Genomic DNA, 14057 nt, shown 5'->3' with positions numbered 1-14057 from the left:
AATTACCCCCTATTGCCAGCAGGCTCTGCTGATTCAAAAGGGTGCGAATTGTCAGCTGACTCTGCTTTTTGCGTATCCGTGGCAGGAACAGCAGCATCGGGCGCAGCCTCTGTTGACGCTTTAGGCGCATCTGCTGCGGCATCAACAGCACCATCGCTAACTTTTGTGTTGTCTGACGACTGAGAGAGTAAGCTACGAACCCGTGTTTGCATGACTTTTTCTAGCTTCTCTTGGCTTTCTAAGGTGTCAGGCATATCAATGTCAATCGGCTGATTGATTAAGTCATCAATAGTTGATAAGAAAGCTTTAGTTTCAGGCGCTTCAGTATCAAAATAGGCTCTTACCCATGTCGAAGCTTGTTCTAATGACTGCTTGTAAGTGGCTTCTTGATAACGGGGTACCGCTTGTGCTGCGATTAATAATTGAGAACGAATGTTTTCACGTAGGTAAATATCTTGATTTGGGGCTAGGAGCGGGGCTTCTGAGCCATCACGAGCTCGAACTGTAACAAAGTCATTGGCGAAACTTTTCCAGCTACGAGTCAAGTTTTGTTTCCAATCAGAGATATCATCGCTAACGTCAGCGTTATCTTCAGTTTTCGCGTCGCCACTGTTTAAATCCGCTAACCGTAAATTATCGACTTCATTACTTAGCTGGTTTAAACGTAAGATAATACCGTCATAGTCAACTTGGTTGATTGCGGCTAATTTAGCCATATCACTGTTAATCGATTTACGAATGTCGAGTAGGCTCGGGTCATTCATTTCTGCCAGACTTGAGTCTGCACTTTTTAACAGAACGGCTGCGGTCACTGGGTCACGGTCATTCCACAGCTTTCTTCCTGCCATTTTGACCATAAAGTCAGCTTGGGCTAATAGCCAACTTTTCACATCAGCGCTGGATAATGCTGTGACGTGTGCTTGCAACTCTTGCATGCGGCGGTTGAGGTTCTCTTCATATTCACGAGAATGGCTTTTTATTTCAGCATTGGCCGCAACTAATGCGTCTAACCGTTGCCTGTCGGAGTTTTGTTGTTCGACTAAATCACTCAGCCTTTGCTTTAATTCATTGTTTTCATTTACTAAAGTGGCAGTGCTTTGTTGGGTGAAATAGTATAATCCGCCACCAATCGCGATGATAATAGCGATAGCAATTACACCGCCTACCAGACCAGAACGTTTTTGTTCCGAAGAAGGTTTAGTTTTTGGGCGCTGTTGCTCTGCGCCAGCTTCTGGGGTAACCGTCTCGGTTGTTTTATCGTGTTCCGTCATAAATTAGCATCCCATATCGATTGAAATTAATGCTTCTAATAAAGCATTATTATCTGCGCTATTAGCTATACAGACCTTTTGCCATCCGCCTCTGCGGGCTTGGTCTGCAATCCGTTCACTGACGACAAGTAGGCGGCGGGAAAACCACCAAGTTTGGTATTCTTCAGTGATTAATTCGTCTAACAAGGCTAACATTTGACCACTCGTGATCACAACATCTGTAATACCCGTTTGAAACCATTGCTGATTGAACAGGGCTCTATCATAGTAAACGGGATGCCTTGTATAACATTCACAATAGCTGACTTTTGCGCCCCTGGCCCTTAATGTTGATGCGAGAAGCTCTCGTCCGCCATTTCCTCGTAATAATAGAGCGTTTTTCCCTTCGAGAAATTGAAGTTCAGGGTGTGTTAGTAGTACTTCACTGGTTTCACCTTGTTCAGCCCAACTTATGCTTTTTCCTGTTACTTGTTGAAAATACTGCCCTGTAGAGCGGCCAATTCCATAGTAAGATAACTTATCTGACCAGCTACGCGCCATTTGTTCAAGTGTTAAATTTGCATATTCGACTGCATTTTTAGATAAAAGAAAGACTAAATCATTTTCAGTAAGGCTATCAAGTTGAGGTATAAGGGTATTTAATTCAGCACCGGGTCCAATGCGAATTAAAGGGGAGGAGAAGGCTTCCCCCCCTTTGGCGGTGATTGCCGTGATCAGCTCTGAACCTGCAGGTTCAGGGCGAGTGACAAGCACTTTCATGCAGGCGGGTTTCCTTGATAGACATCCGCCAAAATTTCCCTTGCACCACGCTCAAGTAATTCTTCAGCCAAGGATACCCCTGCTTGGTTAGCTTCGCTTGGAGAAACGAGCCGATCCCCACGAATAATAACACTGCCGTCTGGGGCTCCCACCAAGGCACGCAGCCATATTTTGTCATCTTGCCAAATAGCATAACTGCCAATAGGGACTTGGCAACCGCCTTCAAGGCGCATATTCATCGCACGTTCCGCAAGGACACAAGTTGAGGTTGCGTCATTATTTAGCTTCGCAAGTAACTCGCGGGTTTTACTGTCATTTAAACGGCATTCGATGCCGACAGCGCCTTGGCCAACCGCAGGTAAGCATTGTTCAGGAGCAAGAGCGGTTTTAATTCGCGTTTCTAATCCCAAACGTTTTAACCCTGCAACGGCCAAAATAATAGCGTCATATTCACCGTTATCTAATTTTGATAGGCGTGTTCCCACATTGCCGCGCAAGTCGCGAATGACTAAGTCAGGGCGAAGTTCCCTTAATTGGCATTGACGGCGTAAACTCGATGTCCCAACGATACTGCCTTCTGGTAATGCATCAAGACTATCGTAGTGGTTTGAGACAAAGGCATCTCGAGGGTCTTCGCGTTCACAAATCGTGACTAACCCTAAGCCTTCAGGAAATTCAACAGGGACATCTTTCATAGAGTGAACGGCAATGTCAGCGCGCCCTTCCAATAAAGCAAGTTCTAGCTCTTTGACGAACAGCCCTTTTCCGCCAACTTTCGCGAGAGGTGTATCAAGGATGATGTCACCTTTTGTCACCATAGGCACGAGTTCAACCAGCACACCTGGGTGAAGTTGCTCTAATTTGTCTTTGACAAAGTGTGCTTGCCATAGGGCTAGAGGGCTTTTGCGCGTAGCAATACGCACGATATTTGTTGATGTCATTTTACTGTTTTCTCTGGCGAAGAATGCCGCAGATTAACCATACAATTGGCATTAGTTTTAACATGTTAAGGATATTTTTTCCAGTTAGGTGAAAAAACCCTCTTCGGATCGTTTATCGCCGATTTACTTTTTCTACCATGATGCAAGAAAGTGATTAAAAATGAGATGACCTAGAATAGTTATTAAGTCCTTTCTTTAGCTTATCGTGCTATTTTTTGCGTGGAACATTCTGTGTTTTCTGTTAATTCGTGTTGAAGCGTGTAAGCACAGACGCTGTGCGTATTGTACTTAATATCATTCTATTTTGTTGTTTTACTAGACTGCTGGGTAAAAAGAAATTATTCCATTGAAAAACAAGGGATATTTTACAGATTAAAAAATAAAAAGTCTTTTTATACAATATGTTGAAAAGCATTTTGTATCAAAAATAAGCGCGTAAAATTATGTGATCTACTTTACCCTTTTGATGCAAGGTGTTAAATTGATCACGTTTCCGACAATCCATTTGAAAATTATTTTAAATCTATCTCTATCTGTTGGGTGCTGGGAAATTCTCCGGTTTGTATTACTTTCATTCAATCAGGCGTAACCTTTGTATCTCTATATTGAAACCTTAAAACAAAGACTGGATGCGATAAACCAATTACGGTTGGAACGTGCAACAGCTTCTATGAGTGAAGCCTTCTCGAAGGTTTATAGCTTGCTGCCTGTCTTGTTTCATTATCATCACCCAATGATACCTGGTTTTATTGAAGGTAATGTGCCTCATGGTGTCTGTTTTTTCTCACCTGATGCAGAGCAAATGAAGTGGTTGGAACAATTTGAACGCTTTTTACCTATTGAAACTGCCACGAATGGCGAATTACCCATCACAGGTATTTATTCGATGGGGAGTACCTCTTCTGTTGGACAAAGCCAATGCTCAGATATTGATGTGTGGGTTTGTCACCCCTCTTGGTTGGATCACGAAGAAAAACGGTTCTTACAAAAAAAATGTACACTGATTGAGCAGTGGGCAGCGTCTTTAGGCATTGATGTCACTGTTTTTTTAATCGATGAAAATCGTTTTCGCCATCATGCCAGTGGGCATATCGGTGGAGAGAACTGTGGTTCAACGCAACACATCCTACTATTAGATGAATTTTATCGAACGGCTGTGCGTATGGCGGGCAAGCGTTTATTGTGGACGATGGTACCCGTTGAGGAAGAACAGCATTACGATGAATATGTTATGGGGTTATACGCGCAAGGGGTATTAACGCCTAATGAATGGCTTGATTTAGGCGGGTTAAGCGAACTTTCTGCCGCGGAGTATTTCGGTGCAAGCCTATGGCAGTTGTACAAGAGTGTCGATTCCCCCTATAAGGCCGTATTGAAGAGTATTTTGTTGGAATCCTATTCATGGGATTACCCTAACGGCAAATTATTAGCGATGGAGTTTAAGCGTCATTTACATGCTGGCGAAATTGTGTGTTATGGCTTGGACTCATACTGCTTAATGTTAGAGCGTGTGACACGTTACCTGACTGAAATTAATGATTTAACTCGTCTTGACCTTATCCGTCGTTGTTTCTACCTAAAAGTGTGTGAAAAACTGTCTGAAGAAGACGCTAACACGTGTTCAGGCTGGCGCCGTGATGTGTTGTCTCAGTTGGTTGAATCATGGGGTTGGGGGGAAGCACGTTTGTCGATACTCGATACACGTAATCAATGGAAAATTGAGCGTGTCCGTGAGGCGCATAACGAGTTACTTGATACGATGATGCAAAGTTATCGTAACCTTATTCGCTTTGCGCGGAGAAATAATTTAAGTGTTAGTGCAAGCCCACAAGATATTGGGGTATTAACCCGTAAATTATATGCGGCTTTCGAGGCTCTTCCTGGTAAGGTGACATTAGTTAACCCCCAAATTTCACCTGATTTAAGCGAAGCGCATCTCACCTTTATTTATGTGCCTGAGGGGCGCGCTAACCGGAGTGGTTGGTATCTGTATAACCAAGCGCCAAATATTGATGCCATTATTGGCCATCAACCTCTTGAATATAACCGCTATTTAAATAAATTAGTGGCGTGGGCGTATTTTAATGGTCTACTGACTGAGACAACCCAAGTTTATATGCATAATGGGAAGTCCCAGTGTGATGAACGAAAACTGCTTGAATTAATGCACGATGTTTCAAGCCATTTCCCTATTAGGTTACCCGCTCCAACGCCAAAAGCGCTTTATAGCCCGTGTGAAATTCGCCATCTGGCAATCATTGTTAACTTAGAAAAAGACCCAACACAGGTCTATTCTGAGCAAGTTGTTCATGTTGATTTTAGAAAACTGGATATTTTCAGTTTTGGCGAATCACAACAATGTCTGATCGGTAGCATTGATTTGTTATATCGTAATTCGTGGAATGAGGTAAGAACGCTACATTTCAGCGGAGAACAGTGCATGTTAGAAGCACTTAAAACCATTTTAGGGAAAATGCATCAAGATGCGTCACCTCCTGAAGCGGTCGAAGTGTTTTGTTATAGTGAGCACTTACGTGGGTTGATTCGTACCCGTGTACAACAGCTAATTTCTGAGTGTGTTGAATTGCGTTTATCGAGCAACCGAAATGACCCTGGGCGTTTTAAGGCATTACGTATCGCGGGGCAGACATGGGGTTTATTCTTTGAGCGCCTGAATGTTTCCGTACAAAAACTTGAGAATGCGGTTGAGTTCTATGGGGCTATCTCCCATAACAAGTTGCATGGCTGGCCCGTTAAACTTCAGGCGAAGAGTGACAACCATTTGCCTGCGGTTGTCGATGGCTATGCAAGTGAAGGGATTGTACAGTTTTTCTTTGAAAATACGGCAGATAATACCAGTTTTAATATTTATGTTTTAGATGAAGCGAATCGGGTTGAAATCTATTCCCACTGTGAAGGATCGAAAGAAGATCTTGTCCGTGATGTGAGTAAATTCTATTCTTCTTCCCATGATCGGTTTACCTACGGTGCAAACTTTATCAACTTCAATTTACCGCAATTTTACCAAATCATTAATCAAGATGGTAAAAACCAAGTTGTTGCCTTTTCTGGCGGGACATGGCCATTTACGGCAGAAGATGATGACATTGGGTATGAAATGCATTCTAGCCAACCGCAGCACCCACAAGCGCACTATTATTGATGGTAGGCAGTAGTATAACGCTGCCCACCGTTTAAATTCATAAGGCTTAGAATGAAAAGGGCTCTTGGCTTTGGAAAGCAATTGCCTCGGCTAGTTTAGCCTTAAACTCATGTCCTGAACGGTCACAAACCCAATGACCTTGTTGATAATCATAATGGTATCCACCTTGCTTCGTTGCTAACCACATTTGGTGGAATGCCTCTTGTTTGTTGATAATAATTTTACTGCCATCTTCAAAGCTAAGGGTCATCACGCCACCATTGATTTCACAATCAATATCGGCATCACCTTCATAATTATCTAAATGCTCTTCGATGCTGTTCAGTAGCGCTTCGGCTAACTGATGAAATTCGCTGTCATTCACGATTAATTTCCTGTTTGCTCACAATGATTTAATGAAAACTATTATTATTGATTGAAATTATAGGAGGGGATCGGCATTGGGGTCAATCTAAGCATACCTACTAAAAATTTCAGACTAAATTTAGCCTAAAGTATATAATATCAGCATGCTGAATAAACAGGCGTGATTTGCAAGGCCACTCCTGTTATTGTGTAAAATATCAGATGTCAAAAGTAAGCATTACGGGCGAAAAAGAATGAAAAAAAGTTTAATTGGGCTTAGTGCTCTAGTTGTTTTATTTACCCTTTCTGGTTGCGGCTTAAAAGGCCCGTTGTATTTTCCGCCGGAAGAAACTGCAGCACCGGCTAAGGCATCTGATGTGCAACCCACTGCACAAGACAGTACTGCCAAAGAGCCTGCTCAAACCACAAATAATCAGTAAGTCGCCTCTATGGAGCGTGAAATGCAATTTTCTAAAATGCATGGCTTAGGCAATGACTTCATGGTTGTCGATGGTGTTACACAAAATGTGTATTTTTCGCCTGAATTGATTTGTCGATTAGCAGACAGGCATACAGGCGTTGGGTTCGATCAACTATTATTAGTTGAAGCACCTTATGACCCTGACCTTGATTTTCATTATCGTATTTTTAATGCGGATGGCAGTGAAGTTGCACAATGTGGCAATGGAGCCCGTTGTTTTGCACGTTTTGTTAGGCTAAAAGGCTTAACGAATAAGCAGAAAATTAAGGTCAGTACTCAGTCCGGCCGTATGACATTAACCATAAATGAAAATGATGATGTCAGCGTTAATATGGGCGAACCTGATTTTGAACCGCAGAGAGTGCCATTTCGCGCTATCAAAGAAGAAAAGACCTATATTATTCGAGCACAAGAACGTACAGTGTTGTGTGGGGTTGTCTCAATGGGGAACCCGCATTGTGTCATTCAAGTTGAAAGTATTCATACGGCAGAAGTCGAAGTTTTAGGTCCCGCATTAGAAAGTCATGAGCGCTTCCCTGAACGTGCCAATATTGGCTTTATGGAAATTATCAGTGCTGACCATATTCGCTTGCGTGTCTATGAACGCGGGGCTGGGGAAACTCAAGCTTGTGGTAGCGGAGCATGTGCGGCTGTTGCAGTTGGAATTACTCAAGGGCTACTGGCGAAACGGGTTAAAGTCGATTTGCCGGGGGGCTCATTAGATATTTCGTGGGACGGCCCTGGGTCGCCACTTTATATGACAGGCCCTGCAACGCATGTTTATGACGGAGTCATTCAACTCTAATTTTGAATAGCCGAAGAGGGAAAAATGGATAAAACCAAAAAAGCACAGGAATTGGTTCATCAAATTGATGAGCTCGATGTCGTGCGCTACTTAACGGAAAACCCCTATTTTTTTCTTCGTAATGCTCAACTGTTGGAGCAGCTAAAAATCCCCCATGTTGTGCGGGAGGCTATTTCATTACCTGAATTAGTGATGAGCCGTCAACGGTTGAAAATCAAAGAGCTCGAACAAGACATTCGTTTTATGGTTGAGCAAGTCCATGAAAATGCGGAGCTTTTTGAAGAGTTATTAGTGTTGGTGATTGAAATGTCGTCAGCAGAAAGTTTACAACAAATGCTGTTAGCGCTAAATCGTTGGGCAAAAAAATTAGGTTTATCAGGTGCCCAAGTACGCTTGTTTAGCGATAGCTGGCATTTGTCTGCACCGATGGATGCGCATCAACTTGTTATTTCGCGTCGCGTCTTTGAACCTGTGAGAATTCAACGGTTTGGCGATAATCTTAACTACCTCGGTCGGCTAAATGGCCCTGAAATTCAATTACTTTTACCCGAAGCATTAAATGTGGGCTCAGTCGCTATTTCACTGTTTGGTCATCACGGTGAATCAGGTATGGTCATTTTTACTAGCCGAGATCGTGAACATTACCAACATGATATGGGAACGGTCATGCTGGAAAAAGTTGCTCAAATTCTACCGAGGTTATTATGCCAATGGATAGAACGCCTGTAAAAAATCAGCCAGAAGGGCTGATGAGCCAAATTGAAGCTTTTCTGCATTATTTGCGAGTTGAACGCCGGCTAAGCCCCGTCACTATCACTAATTATCGCCGTCAACTCAGTGTTATCGTGGAAATGTTAGCTTCATTAAATATCCATGAATGGCAAAAAGTAGATGCGACTATTGTGCGTAATGTTGCCGCGAAAAGTCGTAAATCTGGCTTGCAAGCAGCAAGTATGGCGTTGCGGTTATCATCGTTGCGTAGTTTTTTTGATTGGATGGTACATCAAGGGGAACTACCAGCAAACCCGGCAAAAGCAATCCATGCTCCAAAATCCAAAAAGCGTCTCCCTAAAAATATGGATGTGGATGAAGTTTCCCAACTGTTGAATATGGATAGTGGCGACCCCCTTGTTGTACGTGACCGAACAATGCTTGAAGTAATGTACGGTGCGGGGTTACGTTTATCTGAGCTCGTTGGGCTGGACGTTCGCCATCTTGATTTAAATACGGGTGAAGTGTGGGTGATGGGAAAAGGGAGCAAAGAGCGCAGAGTGCCAATGGGGAAAACCGCAGTGAGCTGGCTGCAGCGTTGGCTTGAGATGCGAGAACTCTATGAACCAGAAGATGACGCTGTTTTCATTTCAACCCAAAGTGGTAAACGAATTTCGAATCGGAACGTACAGAAGCGTTTTGAGCAATGGGGAATAAAACAAGGGGTTAATAGCCACATTAATCCCCATAAATTACGCCACTCTTTTGCGACACATATCCTTGAATCCAGTGGGAATTTACGTGGAGTGCAAGAACTTCTTGGGCATGCAAATTTATCGACGACACAAATCTATACGCACCTTGATTTTCAGCACTTAGCAAACGTTTATGATGTGGCTCATCCGAGAGCAAAGAGGGAGAAACCTTAATGCATTTTTACCGTCCGTTATCACCCATTTTGGCGATCACGTTTGATTTGGATGACACGCTTTACGATAACCATCCCGTTATTGATAAAACGGAAGAAGAAGTTTTACGTTTTGTTCGTGAATATGATCCGCGCTTTAATCATTTTAATAATGAAGATCTTTATGCTTTTCGGCGCCTTGTTGAAGAACAAGAGCCTGATATTTATCATGATATATCACGCTGGCGTTGGCTTTCTTCCAAAATGATGCTTTGCCATTATGGTTACTCGAAAGAAGCCGCGCAAAAAGGGGCGGATGACATCATGGCGCACTTCACCTATTGGCGAAATAAAATTGATATTCCGCAATCCACCCATGAAACACTGCGTCAGCTTGCAGAGAAAGTTCCGCTGGTGGCGATCACAAATGGAAATGCAGAGCCTGAAGCATGTGGGTTAGGTCAATATTTTCAATTTGTATTGAAAGCAGGGCCCGACGGACGCTCAAAACCATTTTGTGATATGTATCGCTTAGCGGCGAAGCGGCTTGAGATGGAACCACAGTTTATTCTTCATGTTGGGGATAACTTGCTGACGGATGTTGAAGGTGCAATTAACAGCGGCATGCAAGCCTGCTGGATCAACACAAATCAAAAAACACTGATGGAAGAGAAAGAGGGGCGTTTATTACCGCATGTGGAAATTTCGCGGTTGGATTCTCTCTTATCATTGGTATAATCATTTACTGTATAAAAAGACAGTGGGGTTTGCCATTGTCAATAACCTCACAGTGGTGTTAGCCACTGTTTTGCTTTGATGGTAACTATGGACGTCTCTTATCTGCTTGAAGGTCTTAATGACAAACAGCGCGAAGCGGTTGCCGCACCGCGTACCAATTTACTTGTCCTTGCGGGGGCGGGGAGTGGTAAAACTCGGGTGTTAGTGCATCGAATCGCATGGCTGATGTCTGTAGAAAATGCTTCTCCATTTTCAATTATGGCAGTGACGTTCACGAATAAAGCAGCTGCAGAAATGCGCCATAGAATCAATCAATTGATTGGAACCAGTGAAGGCGGAATGTGGATAGGGACATTCCATGGCTTAGCGCATCGCCTATTACGCCAACACTATATGGATGCCAATTTACCCCAAGACTTTCAAATTCTCGATAGCGATGACCAATATCGCCTTATTCGCCGCTTACTTAAAGCAATGAATCTAGATGAGAAACAATGGCCACCACGTCAGGGTATGTGGTACATCAACGGTAAAAAGGATGAAGGTCTTCGCCCTCAACACATTGAAGCCTACGGTAATCCCGTTGAAGCAACATGGCTAAAAGTATACCAAGCTTACCAAGAAGCCTGTGACAGGGCCGGACTGGTGGATTTTGCTGAGCTATTATTACGTGCCCATGAATTGTGGCTAAATAAACCTCATGTATTGCAGCATTACCGTGAGCGTTTTACGAATATTCTTGTCGATGAATTCCAAGATACCAATAATATCCAATATGCATGGATCCGTGTACTCGCGGGGGATACGGGCAAAGTCATGATTGTTGGTGATGATGACCAGTCAATCTATGGTTGGCGTGGCGCTCAAGTCGAAAATATCCAGCGCTTTCTCAATGATTTTCCTGGTGCAGAAACTATCCGTCTCGAGCAAAACTATCGCTCAACGAATAATATATTAAAAGCAGCGAATACATTGATCGCGAATAATAGTGACCGCTTAGGAAAAAATTTATGGACGGAAGGGGGAGATGGTGAGCCAATTTCCCTTTATTGTGCTTTCAATGAGCTAGATGAAGCGCGCTATGTGGTTGGGCGCATTAAACAATGGCATGAAAATGGTGGAGCGTTAAAAGACTGCGCTATGTTATATCGCAGTAATGCTCAATCACGTGTACTGGAAGAGGCATTAATCCAAACTAACATGCCCTACCGTATTTATGGTGGGCAACGTTTCTTTGAACGCCAAGAGATCAAAGATGCGCTTTCTTATTTAAGGCTGATAGCAAACCGTAACGACGATGCTTCTTTTGAACGTGTGGTCAATACACCAACCCGTGGGATTGGAGAGAGAACATTAGATACTGTTCGCCAAACTGCACGGGATCAACAACTGACATTATGGGAAAGTTGTGAGTACTTACTTCGCGAGCAGGTACTCGGTGGGCGGGCAGCCGCTGCAATTGAGCGTTTCTTAGAATTAGTCGATGCATTAGCTAAAGAAACCCAAGATATGCCATTGCATGTTCAAGCAGATAGAGTGATTAATGACTCTGGCTTGCGAGCGATGTATGAGCAAGAAAAAGGTGAAAAAGCACAGGCACGAATTGAAAACTTGGAAGAGCTAGTCAACGCGACTCGTGACTTTAGTTATCAAGATGAAGACCAAGACTTAATGCCACTGCAGGCTTTTCTTTCTCATGCAGCATTGGAAGCAGGAGATGGGCAAGCGGATGTCAGTCAAGATGCGGTTCAATTAATGACATTACATTCAGCTAAAGGGCTAGAGTTTCCCGTTGTATTCATTGTGGGGATGGAAGAAGGTATGTTCCCAAGCCAAATGTCGATGGATGAAAGCGGTCGTCTTGAAGAAGAACGTCGCCTTGCCTATGTCGGTATTACCCGAGCAATGGAGAAACTCACGATCACCTACGCTGAAAGCCGTCGTTTATATGGCAAAGAAGTTTATCACAGGCCTTCTCGTTTTATCGGTGAGTTACCAACTGAGTGTGTTGAGGAAGTTCGCTTGCGAGCGCAGGTTTCAAGACCAGTTAGTCATCAACGCCTTGGTACCCCGATTAGCCAAAATGACTCGGGTTATTCATTAGGGCAACGAGTGGTGCATCCAAAATTTGGCGAAGGCACGATTATTAATTTAGAAGGTAGTGGTGAGCACTGCCGTCTACAAATTGCTTTTCAAGGCCAAGGGATTAAGTGGCTGGTGGCGTCATATGCGAAGCTTGAGAAACTGTAATAGGTAAGTATAAATAAAGTAGAAATCTGAATAATATTTCTACTTTATTTATTTAAATGAAATATAGGTTTAAAATAATTATAATTTGTTTTTATTATACAAATAATAAATTAGTCATTCCTTTGTCTTTAATATAAGATAAAAACGCAATATAGATATCAAATTATATTTTTAATTATATGAAAATAAAAGGAATTAATATGAAAATTGATTTTAATTTAAATAATTATGATTTTAAAAAAATAGACTCGTTAATTTTTTCTGCTGAAAACCGTTTAAATAAAATTAAGAAACTGAAGTCTTCATTAGTAATGAAAATTAAAGATGAATATGGTTATGAATATTTATCTGAAAAAACAAATATAAATAGTGAAGTGACTGCTAAAATAGATGAGGTAAATAAAGTTATTGAATTTTTTGAAGGTGATTTACTAGCAATGAAAAAACTTGCTAGTAAATATAACAAGGAAAGCATCGGTAATGAAATTGTATATTTTGAGACTAGTGAGTTACCTAAGTGTAAAATAGGGTTGGAAATAAATAAACAAAATAAAAATATTGGTAGTGACCATAAGATACTAGAAAGTATTTTTGTAATCAAAAAAATCCCTCATGAGACAAAGGAGGTTATGTTAAATAATGAAAAATCTACTTTAGTAAAGATAAACAATGAAATAACTCATCTAAATACATCGTTTAATAAAATTAAAACAGGTATTGTATCTATCTCAATAAATTATCATAACGCTAAACTAAAATCATTGAAAAATAGAGCATCTCAGTTATTAGAAGATGAACGAAAAATTGATTTACAGTTAGATAACATAGAAATTGAGACAATAAAAAATAAAAAAGAGATAGATGATGAAATTGAAAAATTTGTTTCGTCTATAAATGATTTGAAATCTCGTTCGGTACAGCTATTAAATAAAGGAAGAGCTTGGGGTTCCAGTTCGGTTATTACTGATAAATATAGCCAAAAACAGATAGATGAGTCGATGAGAATGCTGGAAGAAAAAGTTTATAAAAATGTAAAAGTATTTGATGAACAATTAAATATGTTTAAAGGCCTAAGTGAGTTGAACGAACATAAAACTAATTCAGAAATAGAAGAAATAAGGTCATTACGTAGCAATATTACATTGTATAGACTAGAAAGCCCTAGCATAGCAAAAGATAAGCATGTATTAAATGAGTTAAGTAGGATAAGTAAACTACAGGAGTCCAATTTACTAAAAGTATCAGACGAATTAAATCAATATATTGATAAGCTAAATATTGAAATAGAAAAACAAGGCGAATTAGAAGTGAAATCAGAGCCTTTTAAAAACTTTCTATCTTTAAATATTAAAAGATATAATGAAGAAATGCATGATATTAAAGAAACTATCAAGGATGTTGAACTTCACTGGTCAATTCGTTCTCAAAAAATGATTGAAAATCAAGATGGTAATGCATTAGTTCTACCTGTAACTCAAAGCGAATTAATTTCAGAACGAATTACGGCTTTCCAGTCGGTGGAAGAGGGGAATAGTGAAGTAAATAAAAACCTAGGACAGGTAAGCCTTCTTAACCCAGTGGCACGTTGTTCTTGTGGTGGTATTGGAAGAACTGCATTCTGCTAAGTCAATCAATCATTTAATTTGATTTTATAGTAAGCACTCAATATGGATGGAGTGCTTTTTT

12 protein-coding genes are annotated in these 14057 nt (G+C 41.3%); 8 read left to right on the top strand and 4 right to left on the bottom strand.

Features of this window, described 5'->3' with window-relative positions:
• Nucleotides 1–2: 2 nt before the first annotated feature.
• From hemX to hemC, 3 genes are read right to left on the bottom strand one after another with little or no spacing between them, the layout of a single operon-like run.
• Nucleotides 3–1271, bottom strand: a complete 1269-nt coding sequence (gene hemX / locus M1E86_RS18525; RefSeq protein WP_213913400.1) for a uroporphyrinogen-III C-methyltransferase — start codon at nt 1269–1271, stop codon at nt 3–5.
• A 3-nt stretch (nt 1272–1274) separates the two neighbouring features.
• Nucleotides 1275–2030, bottom strand: a complete 756-nt coding sequence (locus tag M1E86_RS18520; RefSeq protein ID WP_125894323.1) for a uroporphyrinogen-III synthase — start codon at nt 2028–2030, stop codon at nt 1275–1277.
• The gene (gene hemC, locus M1E86_RS18515; RefSeq protein ID WP_125894321.1) at nt 2027–2971 is read right to left on the bottom strand and encodes a hydroxymethylbilane synthase; all 945 of its coding nucleotides are present in this window, start codon (nt 2969–2971) and stop codon (nt 2027–2029) included. Before hemC ends, M1E86_RS18520 begins: the two co-directional genes overlap by 4 nt.
• Before the next feature lie 592 nt (nt 2972–3563).
• On the opposite strand from hemC, the gene M1E86_RS18510 reads away from it, so the two are divergent.
• Complete coding sequence (locus M1E86_RS18510; RefSeq protein ID WP_125894319.1) at nt 3564–6134, top strand: class I adenylate cyclase; 2571 nt, start codon at nt 3564–3566, stop codon at nt 6132–6134.
• 46 nt (nt 6135–6180) lie between these two features.
• Here M1E86_RS18510 and cyaY read toward each other — a convergent pair whose 3' ends face one another.
• A complete protein-coding gene (gene cyaY, locus M1E86_RS18505) occupies nt 6181–6498 on the bottom strand; it encodes an iron donor protein CyaY (RefSeq protein WP_125894317.1) in 318 nt (105 codons plus the stop codon).
• Nucleotides 6499–6733: 235 nt separating this feature from the next.
• Here cyaY and lptM point away from each other — a divergent pair, with 235 nt between their 5' ends.
• The 7 genes from lptM (at nt 6734) to M1E86_RS18470 (ending at nt 13996) form a co-directional block, all read left to right on the top strand.
• Nucleotides 6734–6919, top strand: coding sequence for an LPS translocon maturation chaperone LptM (gene lptM, locus M1E86_RS18500; protein ID WP_004906065.1), 186 nt, complete (start codon nt 6734–6736; stop codon nt 6917–6919).
• Nucleotides 6920–6940: 21 nt separating this feature from the next.
• Nucleotides 6941–7765, top strand: a complete 825-nt coding sequence (gene dapF / locus M1E86_RS18495; RefSeq protein ID WP_125894315.1) for a diaminopimelate epimerase — start codon at nt 6941–6943, stop codon at nt 7763–7765.
• 24 nt (nt 7766–7789) lie between these two features.
• Entirely contained in the window at nt 7790–8494 is a 705-nt protein-coding gene (locus M1E86_RS18490) for a DUF484 family protein (RefSeq protein WP_426099197.1), read from the top strand.
• Entirely contained in the window at nt 8476–9405 is a 930-nt protein-coding gene (gene xerC / locus M1E86_RS18485; RefSeq protein WP_125894311.1) for a tyrosine recombinase XerC, read from the top strand. The genes M1E86_RS18490 and xerC overlap by 19 nt, the downstream gene beginning before the upstream one ends.
• Nucleotides 9405–10121, top strand: a complete 717-nt coding sequence (gene yigB, locus M1E86_RS18480) for a 5-amino-6-(5-phospho-D-ribitylamino)uracil phosphatase YigB (protein ID WP_213913398.1) — start codon at nt 9405–9407, stop codon at nt 10119–10121. The genes xerC and yigB overlap by 1 nt, the downstream gene beginning before the upstream one ends.
• Before the next feature lie 87 nt (nt 10122–10208).
• Nucleotides 10209–12371, top strand: a complete 2163-nt coding sequence (gene uvrD, locus M1E86_RS18475; protein WP_213913397.1) for a DNA helicase II — start codon at nt 10209–10211, stop codon at nt 12369–12371.
• 200 nt (nt 12372–12571) lie between these two features.
• On the top strand, nt 12572–13996 hold the full coding sequence (locus M1E86_RS18470) for a hypothetical protein (RefSeq protein WP_426099196.1): 1425 nt from the start codon (nt 12572–12574) through the stop codon (nt 13994–13996).
• The last annotated feature ends 61 nt before the right edge of the window (nt 13997–14057 follow it).

The sequence above is a fragment of the Providencia sp. PROV200 genome (genome assembly GCF_049901995.1).
Taxonomy (GTDB): Bacteria; Pseudomonadota; Gammaproteobacteria; order Enterobacterales; family Enterobacteriaceae; genus Providencia; species Providencia rettgeri_E.
This window is presented reverse-complemented; position numbering and strand designations above follow the sequence as displayed.

Bases quoted from the DNA above. Each gene is read 5' to 3' on its own strand.
- hemX (WP_213913400.1), bottom strand. From the start codon at position 1,271: ATGACGGAACACGATAAAACAACCGAGACGGTTACCCCAGAAGCTGGC.
- xerC (WP_125894311.1), top strand. From the start codon at position 8,476: ATGGATAGAACGCCTGTAAAAAATCAGCCAGAAGGGCTGATGAGCCAA.
- M1E86_RS18520 (WP_125894323.1), bottom strand. From the start codon at position 2,030: ATGAAAGTGCTTGTCACTCGCCCTGAACCTGCAGGTTCAGAGCTGATC.
- lptM (WP_004906065.1), top strand. From the start codon at position 6,734: ATGAAAAAAAGTTTAATTGGGCTTAGTGCTCTAGTTGTTTTATTTACC.
- dapF (WP_125894315.1), top strand. From the start codon at position 6,941: ATGCAATTTTCTAAAATGCATGGCTTAGGCAATGACTTCATGGTTGTC.
- uvrD (WP_213913397.1), top strand. From the start codon at position 10,209: ATGGACGTCTCTTATCTGCTTGAAGGTCTTAATGACAAACAGCGCGAA.
- hemC (WP_125894321.1), bottom strand. From the start codon at position 2,971: ATGACATCAACAAATATCGTGCGTATTGCTACGCGCAAAAGCCCTCTA.
- M1E86_RS18470 (WP_426099196.1), top strand. From the start codon at position 12,572: ATGAAAATTGATTTTAATTTAAATAATTATGATTTTAAAAAAATAGAC.
- M1E86_RS18490 (WP_426099197.1), top strand. From the start codon at position 7,790: ATGGATAAAACCAAAAAAGCACAGGAATTGGTTCATCAAATTGATGAG.
- yigB (WP_213913398.1), top strand. From the start codon at position 9,405: ATGCATTTTTACCGTCCGTTATCACCCATTTTGGCGATCACGTTTGAT.